We start from the raw sequence: 15556 nt of genomic DNA on the forward strand, positions 1-15556 counted from the left end.
CTCCGCAGGTCGCTAGCGTGCTGCCATGCCCAACTCCCTCGGGCGCACTCTGCTGTGCGCCACGGCTGCTGCGACGCTCGTCGCCGCTCCGCTCGTGTCCGTGACCGCAGCGACCGCGAACCCCGAGGGCTCCGACCTCGTGATCGCCGAGACCTACCTGAAGGCCGGCAGCACCGGTGCCTTCTACAACCAGAAGTTCGTCGAGATCGGCAACCCGACCGACGCACCGGTGTCGCTCGCCGGGTGGTCGCTGCAGTACCGCTCGGCGACGGGGACCGGACCCTTCTCGACGAGCGCGCTCGAGGGCACCGTCCCCGCGAACGGCACCTTCCTGGTGTCGATGGCGGGCAACGGGAACACGCCGGCCGGCGCCGACCTGCCGACGCCGGACGACACCGCGTCGCTGACCCCGTCCGGCACGACGGGCACGCTCGTCCTCGCCGAACAGACCACTGCCCTGTCGCTCCCCGCCGGTCCGGTGACCGCCGGGACCCCGGGTGTCGTCGACCTGCTCGGCTACGGCGCCTCGAACACCTTCGAGGGCACCGTCCGCTCGGTCGAGGGCGCCAACGGCGTGCCGAACGGTCTCGTCCGCCAGGGCACGGCCGACACCGACGACAACGGCGCGGACTTCTCGGTGACGACCACGCTGACCCCGCGGAACGCCGCCGGCGAGACCACCGCACCGACCGGTCCGACGGAGCCCACGGACCCGACCGAGCCGACCGACCCCGGTGCTCCGGCGGAGGCGGTCACGATCGCGCAGCTGCAGGGCACCACCGACACCTCGCCGTACGCGGGGAAGGACGTGACCACCGACGGCGTCGTCACCGCGGTCTACGCGACCGGGGGCTTCAACGGCTACACGATCCAGACGCCGGGCACCGGCGGCGCGATCGACCTCGCGACCCACACCGCGTCGGACGCCGTGTTCGTGTACTCGTCGGCGACCGCCGGACTCGTGGCCGTCGGCGACCACGTGCGCGTCACGGGCGCCGTCTCGGAGTACCTCGGCCTGACCGAGCTCACGGTGACGGACGCCGCCGCACTCGAGCAGCTCACCGACCCGGTGGCCGCCCCGCAGCCGGCCGCGGTCGCGTTCCCGGCGTCGGACGCCCAGCGGGAGTCGCTCGAGAGCATGCTCGTCGCGCCGCAGGGCGCCTACACGGTGGCCGACAACTACACGACGAACCAGTACGGCGAGGTCGTGCTCGCCACCGGCGCCGGCCGCCTCGTCCAGCCGACCGAGGTCGGTCGTCCGGGCAGCGCCGAGGCGACCGCAGCCGCGACGTCGAACGCGGCGCGCAAGGTCACGCTCGACGACGGCACGAGCACGAACTTCCTCACGAAGGCGAACCAGGGCATCCCGGTGTCCTGGCTCACGCAGGGGCCGGTCACGGTGGGTGCCACCGCGACGTTCTCGAAGCCGGTCGTCCTCGACTACCGGAACAACGCGTGGAAGTTCCAGCCGACCGCCCCGATCACCGGTGCGACGCCGGCGGACGCCCTGCCCGCTGCGTTCTCGAACGTGCGCGAACCGGCTCCGCAGGACGTCGGCGGCGACCTGAAGCTCGCCGGCTTCAACGTGCTCAACTACTTCCCGACCACCGGCGACCAGCTCACCGGGTGCTCGTACTACACCGACCGCGCCGGCGACCCGGTGACCGTGAACTCCGGCTGCGACGCCCGCGGGGCCGCCGAGCAGGAGGACTTCCTGCGCCAGCAGGTCAAGATCGTCAAGGCGATCAACGGCCTCGGTGCCGACGTCGTCTCGCTCGAGGAGATCGAGAACTCCGCCCGCTTCGGTCAGGACCGCGACGCCGCCGTGGCGACGCTCGTCGAGGCGCTCAACGCGGCGGCCGGCTCGGACGAGTGGGCCTACGCGGAGTCCCCGGCGACCGTCCCCGCGAGCGAGGACGTCATCCGCCTCGCCCTCATCTACAAGCAGGACCGCGTCGCACCCGTCGGCGAGTCCACGATCCTGCTCGACGACGCGTTCACGAACGCCCGCCAGCCCGTCGCCGACGCCTTCCGCCCGGTCGGCGGCACCGCCGACGACGACTTCCTGGTGATCGCGAACCACTTCAAGTCGAAGGGCTCCGGCACCGGCGAGAACGCCGACCAGGGCGACGGACAGGGTGCCTCGAACGCCGACCGTGTGCGGCAGGCGGAGGCCCTCGTGACCTTCTCGAGCGACATGCAGGAGCAGTACGGCACCGACAAGGTGTTCATGCTCGGCGACTTCAACGCCTACAGCAAGGAGGACCCGGTGGTCGTTCTCGACGACGCCGGCTACACCGACCTCGGCCCGGCGCTCGACAGCACCGAGTACTCGTACGTGTTCTCCGGCCTGAGCGGCTCGCTCGACCACGTCTTCGCGTCGGAGGCCGCGCTCGAGACCGTCACGGGCGTGGACATCTGGAACATCAACTCGACCGAGTCGGTCGGCCTGGAGTACAGCCGCCACAACTACAACGCGACGGACCTGTACCTCGACGACGTGTTCCGCGCGAGCGATCACGACCCGATCCTGGTCGGCTTCGACCTCGACGCCGCGGGCACCGACCCGGAGCCGACGCCGGAGCCGACGCCGGAGCCGACGCCCGGCCCGGGCACGGACCCGACGCCGGAGCCGACGCCGGCGCCGACCCCTGGTCCGGGTGCGGACCCGACGCCGGTGCCGCCGGTGGACGGGATCACGCCGCCGGTGGTGCCGGTGGCGCCGTCGGAGTCGTCGTTGACGGGTGCGAACCGTGGTGGTGTGTCCGCTCCGGCGTCGGCTCGTGCGGGGGAGACGATCACGGTGACGGTCGGCGCGCAGTACGCCGGTGCGACGGTGCACGTGTGGCTGTACTCGACCCCGTCGCTGATCGGCACGGTCGTGGTCGCGGCGGACGGCACGGTGCGGGTGACGATCCCGGCGGACACCGCGCCGGGTGCGCACCGGCTCGCGGTGACGGCGGCGGACGGCAGCCTGGTCGGCTGGACCACGATCACGATCACCGGTGACGGCCAGCTCGCGTTCACCGGTGCCGACGGCCTCGGCGCGGGTGCGCTGGTGGCGTTGCTGCTCCTCGCCGCGGGCGGAGTGCTCATCGTTCGTCGCCGCCGCACGGCCGCGGAGTAGTCCCCGCGCCCTGCGGGGTGCTTCGTGAGCAGGAACGGTCGGGTTCGCCGTGCGCGACCCGACCGTTCCTGCTCAGCAGGTGGGTCGGGGGCGACCGCGGGACGGACGGGAGGCGCGGGGCGGGACCGGCACGGGCCTCCCGGCCGACGGGCGGTACCGTTCGACAACGCGACTCGCGTCGGCTAGGCTCTCACCTTGGTCTGTGCGCCCCGCGCGCGGACAGTCAGATGAGCCCTCCACCCGGGCGTTCCGCCGGCTTCTGCCGTGGGGAACCCCGACCGGAGTGGGATTCACGGACTCCTCACCTCGACACGAAAGCAGCACTCCTGTGACTCGCACGTTCTCACCGAAGCCGGCAGACGTCCAGCACGACTGGATCGTCATCGACGCGACCGACGTCGTCCTCGGCCGTCTCGCCACCCACGCTGCGGCGCTCCTGCGCGGCAAGCACAAGGCCACCTTCGCCCAGCACATGGACATGGGTGACTACGTCATCATCGTGAACGCCGACAAGGTCGCCCTGACCGGTTCGAAGCTCGCGAAGAAGGTCTACTACCGCCACTCGGGCTACCCGGGCGGCCTCACGGCGACCTCCTACCCGGAGATGCTCGAGAAGCACCCCACCCGCGCCGTCGAGAAGGCGATCCGCGGCATGCTGCCGAAGAACACCCTCGGTCGCGAGCAGCTCAAGAAGCTGAAGGTCTACGCCGGCGCGGAGCACCCGCACTCCGCGCAGCAGCCCAAGGCGTACATCTTCGACCAGGTCGCACAGTAGTTCCGGCCACGACGACTTCAAGGACACGACAAAACTCATGGCTCAGATCGCTGACTCCCTCGACCAGACCCCGGAGAGCTTCACCACGGAGAGCGCACCCGCCGCTGCCGAGGCTGCTCCCCGTCAGATCCTCAACGTCTCCGGCGGTGCCGTCGGGCGCCGCAAGGAGGCCATCGCCCGCGTGCGCCTCGTTCCGGGCTCCGGCACGTTCGTCGTGAACGGCCGCACGCTCGAGGACTACTTCCCGAACAAGCTGCACCAGCAGCTCATCAACGACCCGTTCAAGGTGCTCGAGCTCCTCGGCTCGTACGACGTCGTCGCCCGCATCACCGGTGGCGGCCCCTCGGGTCAGGCCGGCGCGCTCCGCCTCGCCATCGCCCGCACGCTGAACGAGATCGACCGCGAGAACAACCGCGCGACCCTCAAGAAGGCCGGCTTCCTCACCCGTGACGCCCGCGTCATCGAGCGCAAGAAGGCCGGTCTCAAGAAGGCCCGCAAGGCGTCGCAGTTCTCGAAGCGCTAGTCGTCACCGAGATCGCAATGCCGCGTCTGTTCGGTACCGACGGGGTTCGTGGTCTCGCCAACGGCGAGCTGACGGCCGCGCTCGCACTGGGTCTTGCCCAGGCGAGCGCGGCCGTCCTCACTCACGGACACCACGCGGACGCCCGTCGGGCGTCCGGTCGACCGCGCCCGCGCGCGGTCCTGGCGCGCGACCCGCGCGTCTCCGGCGAGTTCCTCGGGTCCGCTGTCGCGGCCGGGCTCGCCTCCGCCGGCGTCGACGTGCTCGACGCCGGGGTCATCCCCACCCCCGCAGCGGCGTTCCTCGTCGCGGACATCGACGCCGATTTCGGCGTGATGATCTCCGCGTCCCACAACCCCGCTCCCGACAACGGGATCAAGTTCTTCGCCGCCGGCGGGCAGAAACTGCCGGACGAGGTCGAGGACCGCATCGAGGCGGCCATGCACGACCACTCCGCGCCCACCCCCACGGGCGCCGACGTCGGACGGATCAGCCGCTTCGCCGACGCCGAGGACCGCTACGTGGTCCACCTGCTCGGCACGCTGCCGCACCGTCTCGACGGCCTCCACGTCGTGCTCGACTGCGCGAACGGCGCGGCGGCGGGCGTCTCGCCCGAGGTCTTCGTCAACGCCGGGGCCCGCGTGACCCTGATCGGCGCCGACCCGGACGGCTGGAACATCAACGACGGGGTCGGCTCGACCCACATCGACAACCTGGCGCGCGCGGTACTCGAGCACGGCGCGGACGTCGGCATCGCGCACGACGGCGACGCGGACCGCTGCCTGGCGGTCGACGCCGCCGGCAACGCGATCGACGGCGACCAGATCATGGCGATCCTCGCGCTGTCGCTCAAGGAGCGCGGACGCCTGGCGTCGGACACGCTCGTCGCGACGGTCATGTCGAACCTCGGGCTCATCCGGGCGATGGCGGACAACGGCATCACGGTCGAGCAGACCGCCGTGGGCGACCGCTACGTGCTCGAGAAGATGAACGAGGGCGGGTTCTCGCTCGGTGGCGAGCAGTCCGGCCACGTCATCTTCAACGAGTTCGCCACGACCGGTGACGGCATCCTGACCGGGCTGCACCTGGTCGCCGAGATGGCCCGCACGGGCAAGACCCTGCAGGAACTCGCGTCGTGCATGACGGTGTTCCCGCAGGTGCTGCTCAACGTGCGTGGGGTCGACCGCCACGGGCTTGCCGACCAGGGTGTGCAGGACGCCATCGCCGCCGCGGAGGAGGCCCTCGGCGACAGCGGCCGTGTGCTGCTCCGGCCGTCGGGCACCGAGCCCGTCGTGCGGGTCATGGTCGAGGCCGCCTCGCAGGAGGACGCCCAGCGCATCGCCGAGGAGCTCGCCGCCGTGGTCGAGCAGCGGCTGGCGCTCGACGCCGCGTAGGGCGCGGCGCGGCGCGGCCCCAGCGCAACCGTAATTCGCACAACCAAAGTCCGTTCGANNNTCGAACGGACTTTGGTTGTGCAGGGCGCATCCGAACCGGCACCGGCACCGGCACCGCGCCCGCGCCCCGCTGACCGTGCCGGGGAGCAACCCCACGCCCGCGTCCGCGCGCTCGCGAGCGCACCCCCGCCCGGCCTAGATCTTGCGGAGCAGGACCGAGTTCACCTTGTGGTTCGCGCCCTTCTTCAGCACCAGGGTGGCGCGGGAACGGGTGGGCAGCACGTTCTCGATGAGGTTCGGCTCGTTGATCGCCCGCCACACCTCGGTCGCCGTGCGCACCGCGTCCTCGCGCGAGAGCGAGGCGAACCGGTGGAAGAAGGAGTCCGGGCTCGCGAACGCCTCTTCCTGCAGCGCCAGGAAGCGGTCGACGTACCAGGACTCGATGTCCTTCGTCTTCGCGTCGACGTAGATCGTGAAGTCGAACAGGTCGGACAGTGCGAGCCGGCCGTGCACCGGCGGGGCGAGGACGTTCAGCCCCTCGACGATGAGGATGTCGGGCTGTCGCACGACGATCTCGGCGTCCGGCACGATGTCGTAGACCAGGTGCGAGTAGTACGGCGCCCGGACCTCGGTCGCGCCGCTCTTCACCTGGCTGACGAAGCGGAGCAGGGAGCGCCGGTCGTACGACTCCGGGAAGCCCTTCCGGTCCATGATCCCGCGGCGCTCGAGCTCGGCGTTCGGGTACAGGAACCCGTCGGTCGTCACGAGCTCGACGCGCGGGGTGTCCGGCCAGCGCTTCGTCAGCTCGCGGAGCAGTCGCGCGACGGTCGACTTGCCGACGGCGACGGACCCGGCGACCCCGATGACGAACGGCGTCCGGCCGGCGCGGTCGCCCAGGAAGGCGGACGTCGACGCGTGCAGGTCGCGTGCACCGGCCGCGTACAGGGTCAGCAGGCGCGAGAGCGGCAGGTAGACCTCCTGCACCTCCTGGATGTCGAGCCGGTCGCCGAGACCGCGCAACTGCACGATCTCGGTCTCGGTGAGCGACAGGTGCTCCCTCGGCGCGAGCTGCGACCAGTCGTCCCGCGGGATCTCCACGAAGGGGGTCGGGTGCGCGACGGCGGTGTCCGGGATCGGCATGGTGACGAGCGTACAGACGGGAGGCCCGGATCACGTGAGCCGACCGGCCCACGTGATCCGGGCCTCCCGTCCGGCGCTCGGTGCGCGTCCGCAGGACGCGGTGTGTCAGGCGGGCAGGGCCGCCTCGATGGCGGCGACGACCTCGGGGGCGTCGGGCTTCGTCGTCGGGCGGAAGCGCGACACCGTGCCGTCCGGCGCGACGAGGAACTTCTCGAAGTTCCAGGTGACGCGACCCGCCTTGCCCGACGGGTCCGGCGTCTCCTTCAGCGCCTGGTACAGCGGGTGGGCGCCCTTGCCGTTCACCTTGACCTTCTCGGACATCGGGAACGTCACGCCCCACGTGGTGGAGCAGTACTCGTCGATGGCCTCGGAGGAGCCGAGCTCCTGCAGGAACTGGTTGCTCGGGAACCCCAGGACGGTGAAGCCACGCGGCCCGTACTGCTTCTGGAGCGCCTCGAGCTGCTCGTACTGCGGCGCGAGTCCGCAGCGCGACGCGACGTTCACCACGAGCACCGCCTTGTCGGCGAAGGCGCCGAACGTGGTGTGCTCACCGTGCAGGGTGGTGATGTCGATGTCGTCGAAGCGTCCCATGGTCGAAACGGTATCCCTCTTGTGGCGGGCATGCAGGGTGGGCATCCAGGCAGACCGTAGGATCGAACCCATGTGTGGAATCGTCGGCTACGTCGGCAGCAACAGCAGTCAGGACGTCCTCCTCGGTGGCCTCCGTCGCCTCGAGTACCGCGGCTACGACTCGGCGGGCATCGCCGTCGTCGACCCGGCCGGAGACCTCGTCTCCGCGAAGAAGGCGGGCAAGCTCCAGGCCCTCGTCGACGAGCTCGAGTCGTCGCCGATCCCCGACGGGACGACCGGCATCGGGCACACCCGCTGGGCGACCCACGGCGGCCCGACGGACGGCAACGCGCACCCGCACCTGGCCGACGGCGACAAGCTCGCGCTCATCCACAACGGCATCATCGAGAACTTCGCCGAGCTCCGCGCCGAGCTGCAGGCCGAGGGCACGACGTTCCGCAGCGAGACCGACTCCGAGGTCGCCGCGCACCTCGTCGGTCGCGCGTACCGGCAGACCGGCGACCTGACCGCCGCCATGCAGCAGGCCGTGCAGCGGCTCGAGGGCGCCTTCACGCTCCTCGTCGTGCACGCCGACCAGCCCGGCGTCGTCGTCGGTGCCCGTCGCAACTCGCCCCTGGTGGTCGGGCTCGGCGACGGCGAGAACTTCATGGGCTCGGACGTCGCGGCGTTCGTCGCCTACACCCAGCGCGCGCTGTCGATCGGGCAGGACGAGATCGCCACGATCCGTCCCGACGGCGTCGACGTCATCCACTTCGACGGCTCCCCGGCCACGCCGAGCGAGTTCGAGGTGAACTGGGACGCCTCCGCCGCCGACAAGGGCGGGTGGTCCTCGTTCATGGCGAAGGAGATCAGCGAGGAGCCCGAGGCCGTCGCGAAGACGATCCTCGGCCGCGTGCACGACGGCGCGGTCACCCTGACCGACCTCGACCCGATCGCCGAGCGCCTGGCGACCGTCGACCGCGTCATCGTGATCGCCTGCGGCACCGCCGCCTACGCCGGCATCCTCGGCAAGTACGCCATCGAGCAGTGGGCCCGCGTGCCGGTCGAGGTCGAGCTCGCCCACGAGTTCCGCTACCGCGACCCGGTGCTCGACGAGCACACGCTCGTGGTGTCGATCAGCCAGTCCGGCGAGACCATGGACACGCTCATGGCCGTCAAGTACGCCCGCGAGCAGGGCGCGCAGGTCCTGTCGATCTGCAACACCCAGGGCGCCACGATCCCGCGCGAGTCCGACGCGGTCATCTACACGCACGCCGGCCCCGAGGTCGCCGTCGCGTCGACCAAGGCGTTCATCGCCCAGGGCGTCGCGCTCTACCTGCTCGGGCTGCACCTCGCCACGCTGCGCGGCACGCTCACGACCGAGCAGATCGCCGAGCAGGTCGCCGAGCTCGAGGGCCTCGCCCCGAAGCTGCAGCAGACCATCGAGGACGCCGCCGGCATCAAGGACCTGGCGCGCTGGATGGCGGACACCCGCAGCGTGCTGTTCCTCGGCCGCCACGTCGGCTACCCGATCGCGCTCGAGGGCGCGCTCAAGCTCAAGGAACTCGCGTACATCCACGCAGAGGGCTTCGCCGCCGGCGAGCTGAAGCACGGCCCGATCGCCCTGATCGAGCCGGGCCAGATCGTCTTCGTCATCGTGCCGTCGCCGCGCGACCCGCGCTCGCTGCACCCGAAGGTCGTGTCGAACATCCAGGAGATCCGCGCCCGCGGCGCCCGGGTGATCGCGATCGCGGAAGAAGGTGACGCCGCCGTGCTGCCCTTCGCCGACGAGGTCCTGCGGATCCCGCTCGCGACGCCGCTGTTCGAGCCGCTGCTCGCCGTGGCACCGCTGCACATGTTCGGCATGGAGCTCGCCGCGGCCAAGGGCCTCGACGTGGACCAGCCGCGCAACCTCGCGAAGTCGGTCACCGTCGAGTAGTCGCGGTGATCATCGGCATCGGGGTCGACGTGGTCGACCTGGAGCGGTTCGAACGGGTGCTGTCGCGGACCCCGGCGATGCGGACGCGGCTGTTCACGCCGTCCGAGCAGGTCCGTGACGGCGAACCGCGGCCGACCGCGTCGCTCGCGGCACGCTTCGCGGCGAAGGAGGCCCTGATCAAGGCCTTCGGCAGCAGTGCGGGGCTCAGCTGGCAGGACCTCGAGGTCGTCTCGGACGACCAGCGGAACCCGTCGCTGACGCTGCACCAGGGCGCGCGGCGGGTGGCGGATGCGCGTGGCGTCACGTCCGTGCACCTGTCGCTCTCGCATGATGGGGGCATCGCGACGGCGTTCGTGGTGCTGGAGGGAACAGAGTGAGTGCGTTCACGGGGGTCACGGTCGACCGAGAGGCCCTGATCGAGAACTACGCGACGATCGCCGAGCAGGTCGCACCGTCCGGGGTGATCGCGGTGGTCAAGGCGAACGGCTACGGCCACGGCGCCCTCGACGCCGCGCGCGCCTTCGTCGACGCCGGCGCCGAGTGGCTCGGCGTCGCCGACCTCGACGAGGCCGTCGCCCTGCGGCAAGGCGGCATCGACGAGGGGGTGCGGATCCTCGCGTGGCTGCACGCCCCCGACGAGGACTTCCGACGGGCCGCGCAGTACGGCATCACGCCCGCGGTCTCGAGCGTCGAGCAGCTGTCCGCCGCCGCCGACTCCGAGGTCCCGGCCGTGCACCTCTGCGTGGACACCGGGTTGAGCCGCAACGGCGCGGTCGAGTCCGAGTGGCCCGAGCTCTTCGCGACGGCGGGGTCCCTCGCCCGCGGCGGCAACCGGACGCGGGTCGAGGGCCTCATGTCGCACCTGTCGAACGCGTCGCGCACCGACGACCTCGACCAGGACGCCGCGCTCCAGCGGGCCCTCGACGGCCTGTCGGCGAACGGCATCGTGCCCGACGTCGTGCACCTCGCCGCGAGTGCCGCGTCGCTTGCCGTGCCGGAGACCCGACGCGACCTGTCCCGTGTCGGCCTCGCGCTGTACGGCCTCAGCCCCTTCCCCGACCGGACCTCGGCCGACCTCGGTCTGCGCCCGGCGATGCGCGTCACCGCCGCGGTGCTCCGCACCGTGCCCGTCAGAGCCGGCGACGGGGTCTCCTACGGCTACACCTGGCGGGCCGGGGCCGACACCCGGCTGGCCGTCATCGGCCTCGGCTACGCGGACGGCTTCGACCGCGACTTCGGCAACCGGGTCTCCGTCCGGATCGGCGACCGCACGTTCCCGGTCGTCGGGCGGGTCGCGATGAACGCCATGCACGTCGACATCGGCGACGCCGACGTCCGCGTCGGCGACGAAGCGGTCCTCTGGGGCGACCCGGCGAACGGCGACCCCGCCGTCGAGGACTGGGCGGCCGCCGTGGGGACGATCAACTACGAGGTGGTCGCCCGCATCGGCCGCAGCGTGGAACGGAGGACGACGTGAGCTCGGCACCGTTGCGGCAGGCCCGCATCGACCTCGACGCCTACCGTGCCAACCTCGACCTGGTCCGCGAGTGGATGGACCCGGTCGACGTCATGGCGATCATGAAGGCCGACGCCTACGGGCACGGCCTCGAACCGATCGCGCTCGCCGCGGTCGACGCCGGCATCCGGTGGATCGGGGTCCTGACGGTCCCCGCGGCCCTGCGCCTGCGGTCGATCGGCGTCGGCGAGGACGTCCACCTGTTCACGTGGCAGCACGACCCGGACCTCGACTTCCGTGACGCGATCGACTCCGCCGTCGACCTCGGCGTCTCGAACGTCGCCGAGCTGCAACGCGTCGTCGACGCCGTCGACCACCGACCGGCCCGGGTGCACCTCGGCGTCGACTCGGGGCTGCACCGCGACGGTGCGACGGCGTCGGACTGGCCGGCGCTCGTCGAGCTCGCCCGCGACGCCCAGCGGGAGGGCCGCATCGAGGTCGTCGCCGCGTACACGCACCTGGCCGAGACCTCCGACCACGAGGACAGCGCCGCGGTCGCGGTGTTCGACGCCGCGGTCGAGATCGCGGAGGACCTCGGGCTCGACATCCCGACGGAGCACGTCGCCGCGTCGCTCGCCGGCCTCGAGCGCAAGGAGTTCCGTAAGGACATGGTGCGGATGGGGGCGAACCTGTTCGGCATCCCCGGCGCGGACGGCGTCTCGGCGGCGGACCTCGGGCTCGAACCCGTGATGACCCTGACGGCGTCGGTCGCCAAGACGAAGCGGGTCCCGGTCGGCACCGGCGTCTCGTACGACTACACGTACCGGACGGCCACCGAGACGACGCTCGCGCTCGTCCCCGTCGGGTACGCGGACGGTGTCCCGCGCCTGGCGCAGGGACGGGTCGAGGTGACGATCAACGGCACGCGCTACCCGATCGCCGGCCGCGTCGCGATGGACCAGTTCCTGGTCGACGTCGGCGACGACGACGTCCGCACCGGTGACACCGTGGTGCTCTTCGGCGCGGGCGCGCACGGCGAGCAGACGGTCCTGGAGTGGGGCGCCGCGCTCGACACCATCGGCGAGGAGATCGTCTGCCGCATCGGCGCGCGCGTGCCGCGCGTCTACGACGGGCACGAGGTCGAGGGGCGCGTCGGCGCCTACCTGCGGGGCGAACGGCCGTGACCGGTCCGGCTCGGGTGCTGCTCGACGTGACCGTCGACGGCACCGCGGCGATGGGGGAGCTCGGCGCACGACTGGCCGCGGTGCTGCGGGCCGGTGACCTGGTCGTGCTGACCGGGCCGCTCGGTGCCGGCAAGACGACCCTGACCCGCGGCCTCGGGGCGGCGCTCGGCGCGCGCGGCCAGGTGTCCAGCCCGACGTTCGTGCTCGCTCGCACCCACCCGACCTCGGCCGGTCCCGACCTCGTGCACGTCGACGCCTACCGGCTGTCGGACCCGGTCGAGCTCGACGACCTCGACCTCGACTGGGACACCTCGATCGTCGTCGTCGAGTGGGGCCGCGGCATGGTCGACGGCATCAGCGACAGCGTGCTCGACGTCGAGATCACGCGGGCGACCGGCGCGGGCGCGACCGACCGCGGGGCCGACGAGGACCTCGATCCCGACGACGTGCCCGACGAGCCGCGCCGGGTCGTCGTCACCGCGACGGGGCCGCGCTGGACGGGCGTCGACCTCTGACCCTGCAGCGCGTGGACACCGGTGCGGTCGACGACCTCCGCGCCTTCCTCGTCGGTGCCGACCTGACCGTCGCCGGGCTCGACCGTGCTGGCCTCGACGCTGCCGGTCTCGAGTCGACCGTCCGGCTGTGGGTCGACCGTGCCGACGACGGCCGCGTGGTCGGCAGCACCGGGTACGAGACGAGCGCCGACGGTGGCCACGTGCTCGTCCGCAGCGTGGCGGTGGCGCCGCACCTGCGGGGGCTCGGCCACGGCACCCGGCTCGCACGCTTCGCCGTCGACCACGCCGCGGCGACGGGCGCGGGACGGGCGTGGCTGTTCTCGCGGCGCTCCGGTCCGTTCTGGCAGTCGCTCGGGTTCAGCCCCGCCGACCGCGACGACCTGGCGGCCGCCCTGGCCGACACGCACCAGGTCCGGTCGTTCCGGCAGACCGGGCAGCTCGCGCACGAGGTCGCCTGGTCCCTCGACCTGACCGCGGTGTGAGCCGGCACGGCCTGGCGGCAGCGGGCGTCCCGGTGCCGCCCAGCCGGCTCCGGGAGGATGCGGTGTGCCGACGCTCATCGTGACCGCCCACCCGGACCCCGACTCGCTCACCCACCACCTCGCGGCTCGACTGCGGGACGCCCTGCCGGCGGGGACGGTCGAGACCGCCGACCTGGCGGCCGAGGGGTTCGACCCGCGCTTCACACTGGCCGACCGGCACACCTACCGGACCGGCACGGACGCCCCGGCCGACGTCGTCGCCGAGCAGCAGCGCATCGACCGCGCCACCGACCTCGTCCTCGTGTTCCCGGTCTGGTGGTGGTCCGTGCCCGCGGTGCTCAAGGGGTGGATCGACCGCGTTTTCGTGAACGGCTGGGCGTTCGACGTCGACCCGGACGGCGGCATCCGTCGAGCGCTCGGACGGCTCACCGTCCACCTGGTGCCGATCGCGGGCGACGACGCCGGCGTGTACGAACGGCACGGGTACGCCGAGGCGCTCCGGACGCAGGTCGAGCACGGGATCGTCGACTTCTGCGGTGCCCGCCGGGGCGCCACCGTGTTCGTGCACGACTCCGAGACCGAGGACGCCGAGGCCCGTGAGCGCGCGCTCGCCGCGGCGGTGGAGGGTGTCCGTCGGGCGGTCGTCGACCGTGCACCGGCCGGCGACCGGTAGCCTCGCAGCAGATCTGGTCAGCGCGAAGGGGGGAACCATGCGCATCGTCCTCGACACCGGCGGCTTCAGCGACGTGGAGGTCGGCACGGTGGACCGTGACGACACCGAGTTGGTGTTCCGGTCGCCCGCAGGAGCGGTCGTGGCACGCCATCCGGTGACCGCCGTCGCCTGTCTGGACGTCCGGGCGACCGGCCCGCAGCCGACGCCGGCGCCGGCCGTCGCCACGACGTCCGGAGCGGACGACCCGGCGTCCCCGCTGGTGGTCCGGGCTGCACCGACCGGCAACCCGCAGGTCGACGCTGCTCGGCTCGACCGGCCCGCCGCCTACGCGCCGTGGACGACGCAGGAGGACACCGGGCTCGAGGCGATGACGGCGGCGGGGATGTCCGTGGCGGACGTCGCGATCGTCCTGCGTCGCCAGGACGGCGGTGTGCGGTCCCGTCTGAAGCACCTTCGCGAGGCAGCGGACGAGGCCGCGACGGGCACGACGTCGCCCACCAGCACGGTCCGCTTCGAGTAGTCGCCGCGTCCCGCGGCCCCGGGTCGGCTCAGCCCACCGGGACCGTCTCGCGACGCTTCTGCCGCCAGGGGGTGGCCGGTGCGTCCTCGCCGTTCCAGACCTGCACGACGCCCCAGCCGGCTGCGATGAGCGGGACCGCGAGCAGCGCACCCGTCACCCCGCCGAGCACGGTGCCCGCCGTCAGCCCGACCAGGATGACGAGGCCGTGCAGTCGCAGGGTCTTCCCCATGAGCACCGGCTGCAGGAAGTTGCCCTCGACCTGGTTGACGAGCACGACGATCGCCACGACGACGACGGCCTTCACCGGGCCGAGCGCGACGAGCGTCACGAGTGCGGCCAGGGTGCCGGCGATCGGGGCGCCGATCATCGGGATGAACGAGGTCACGAAGGCCACCACGGCGAGCGGGATCGTCAGCGGGACGCCGAGCACGGCGAGTCCGCTGCCGATCGCCAGTGCGTCGAAGGCGGCGACGGCGGCGGTCCCGCGCACGTACCCGCCGAGCGTCGTCACCACGCGGTCGCCGATCCGACGGGCGCGGTCGTACTGGTCGCCGGTGAACGGGCGGAGCAGGAACTCCCACAGCGCCGGGCCGTCCTTGAGGAAGAAGAACAGGATGACCGCGGTGAGCACCGCCCCGGTCACGAAGTTCGTCACCGCGGAGATGCCGGCGATCGCCCCGGCTCCGAACCGGGCGCTCGTGACGAAGTCGACGACGCCGGACACCGCGTCCTCGATCTGCCCGTCGGTCACCCGGACGGGCAGCTCGTGCAGCAGGTCCTGCAGTTGTTGCAACCCGTCGACCGCCGAGGCCTGCAGCATCGGCCACTGCCCGGCGAACGTCGAGACGAGCAGCCACAGGACGCCGGCGCCCGCGGCGAGGACGGCCACGAACGCGATCGAGGTCGCGAGCACCGAGGGCACCCCGTGCCGGCGCAGCCAGGCGACCAGGGGGTGCAGCGCCGAGGCGATGATGAGCGCGAGGAGCAGGGGGATCGTGACGAGGCTGAGCGTGGTCGCGGCGGTGACGATCGCGCCGATCACCACGACGATCACGACCGTCTGCATGCACCGCACCGCGAGCCGCCCGTAGGGGTCGGTCCAGGTGCTCGGTCGGACGGACGTGGGCGCGGGGGAGCGGCGCAGGTGCATGGCGGGGTCTTCCGGTTGGTGCCGACGGGACCCGCACGACCGTACCCGTCACGCCCCTCCGGTCGTGTCGATCCGGAACCCCGGGTCAGCAGCCGTGTCCGGCGCGGCGGC

The 15556-nt window shown here is 72.2% G+C and carries 15 protein-coding genes; 12 read left to right on the forward strand and 3 right to left on the reverse strand.

From position 1 onward, the window contains the following. Window positions 1-25: 25 nt before the first annotated feature. The 4 genes from BIU94_RS11520 (at window position 26) to glmM (ending at window position 5816) form a co-directional block, all read left to right on the forward strand. Window positions 26-3127, forward strand: coding sequence for an ExeM/NucH family extracellular endonuclease (locus tag BIU94_RS11520; protein ID WP_071259894.1), 3102 nt, complete (start codon window positions 26-28; stop codon window positions 3125-3127). Between the two features lie 328 nt (window positions 3128-3455). Continuing rightward, complete coding sequence (rplM, locus tag BIU94_RS11525; RefSeq protein WP_071259898.1) at window positions 3456-3902, forward strand: 50S ribosomal protein L13; 447 nt, start codon at window positions 3456-3458, stop codon at window positions 3900-3902. Window positions 3903-3939: 37 nt separating this feature from the next. Further along, window positions 3940-4425: a 30S ribosomal protein S9 gene (rpsI, locus tag BIU94_RS11530; protein ID WP_027466716.1), complete on the forward strand. Its 486-nt coding sequence runs from the start codon at window positions 3940-3942 to the stop codon at window positions 4423-4425. A gap of 17 nt (window positions 4426-4442) precedes the next feature. Next, window positions 4443-5816 (forward strand): phosphoglucosamine mutase, encoded by a 1374-nt coding sequence (gene glmM, locus BIU94_RS11535; RefSeq protein ID WP_071259902.1) that lies wholly within the window; start codon window positions 4443-4445, stop codon window positions 5814-5816. Window positions 5817-6011: 195 nt separating this feature from the next. On the opposite strand, the gene coaA is transcribed toward glmM, so the two are convergent. Continuing rightward, the gene (coaA, locus tag BIU94_RS11540) at window positions 6012-6956 is read right to left on the reverse strand and encodes a type I pantothenate kinase (protein ID WP_071259915.1); all 945 of its coding nucleotides are present in this window, start codon (window positions 6954-6956) and stop codon (window positions 6012-6014) included. 105 nt (window positions 6957-7061) lie between these two features. Beyond that, window positions 7062-7547: a glutathione peroxidase gene (locus BIU94_RS11545; protein WP_071259918.1), complete on the reverse strand. Its 486-nt coding sequence runs from the start codon at window positions 7545-7547 to the stop codon at window positions 7062-7064. Window positions 7548-7617: 70 nt separating this feature from the next. Here BIU94_RS11545 and glmS point away from each other — a divergent pair, with 70 nt between their 5' ends. From glmS to BIU94_RS11585, 8 genes are all read left to right on the forward strand, one after another. Continuing rightward, on the forward strand, window positions 7618-9465 hold the full coding sequence (gene glmS / locus BIU94_RS11550; RefSeq protein WP_071259921.1) for a glutamine--fructose-6-phosphate transaminase (isomerizing): 1848 nt from the start codon (window positions 7618-7620) through the stop codon (window positions 9463-9465). Between the two features lie 5 nt (window positions 9466-9470). Then, complete coding sequence (locus BIU94_RS11555; RefSeq protein WP_071259926.1) at window positions 9471-9842, forward strand: holo-ACP synthase; 372 nt, start codon at window positions 9471-9473, stop codon at window positions 9840-9842. Beyond that, window positions 9839-10942, forward strand: a complete 1104-nt coding sequence (gene alr, locus BIU94_RS11560; RefSeq protein WP_071259977.1) for an alanine racemase — start codon at window positions 9839-9841, stop codon at window positions 10940-10942. The genes BIU94_RS11555 and alr (BIU94_RS11560) overlap by 4 nt, the downstream gene beginning before the upstream one ends. Continuing rightward, on the forward strand, window positions 10939-12105 hold the full coding sequence (gene alr / locus BIU94_RS11565; protein ID WP_071259980.1) for an alanine racemase: 1167 nt from the start codon (window positions 10939-10941) through the stop codon (window positions 12103-12105). Before alr (BIU94_RS11560) ends, alr (BIU94_RS11565) begins: the two co-directional genes overlap by 4 nt. Beyond that, window positions 12102-12620, forward strand: a complete 519-nt coding sequence (gene tsaE, locus BIU94_RS11570; RefSeq protein WP_254782951.1) for a tRNA (adenosine(37)-N6)-threonylcarbamoyltransferase complex ATPase subunit type 1 TsaE — start codon at window positions 12102-12104, stop codon at window positions 12618-12620. The genes alr (BIU94_RS11565) and tsaE overlap by 4 nt, the downstream gene beginning before the upstream one ends. A gap of 11 nt (window positions 12621-12631) precedes the next feature. After that, window positions 12632-13102, forward strand: coding sequence for a GNAT family N-acetyltransferase (locus BIU94_RS11575; RefSeq protein WP_139195978.1), 471 nt, complete (start codon window positions 12632-12634; stop codon window positions 13100-13102). A 64-nt stretch (window positions 13103-13166) separates the two neighbouring features. Further along, window positions 13167-13775: an NAD(P)H-dependent oxidoreductase gene (locus BIU94_RS11580; protein WP_071259983.1), complete on the forward strand. Its 609-nt coding sequence runs from the start codon at window positions 13167-13169 to the stop codon at window positions 13773-13775. A gap of 37 nt (window positions 13776-13812) precedes the next feature. Next, entirely contained in the window at window positions 13813-14295 is a 483-nt protein-coding gene (locus BIU94_RS11585; RefSeq protein WP_139195977.1) for a hypothetical protein, read from the forward strand. A 28-nt stretch (window positions 14296-14323) separates the two neighbouring features. On the opposite strand, the gene BIU94_RS11590 is transcribed toward BIU94_RS11585, so the two are convergent. Further along, entirely contained in the window at window positions 14324-15445 is a 1122-nt protein-coding gene (locus BIU94_RS11590; RefSeq protein WP_071259989.1) for an AI-2E family transporter, read from the reverse strand. Window positions 15446-15556: the final 111 nt, after the last annotated feature.

Source organism: Curtobacterium sp. MMLR14_006 (genome assembly GCF_001864985.1).
Classification (GTDB): Bacteria; Actinomycetota; Actinomycetes; order Actinomycetales; family Microbacteriaceae; genus Curtobacterium.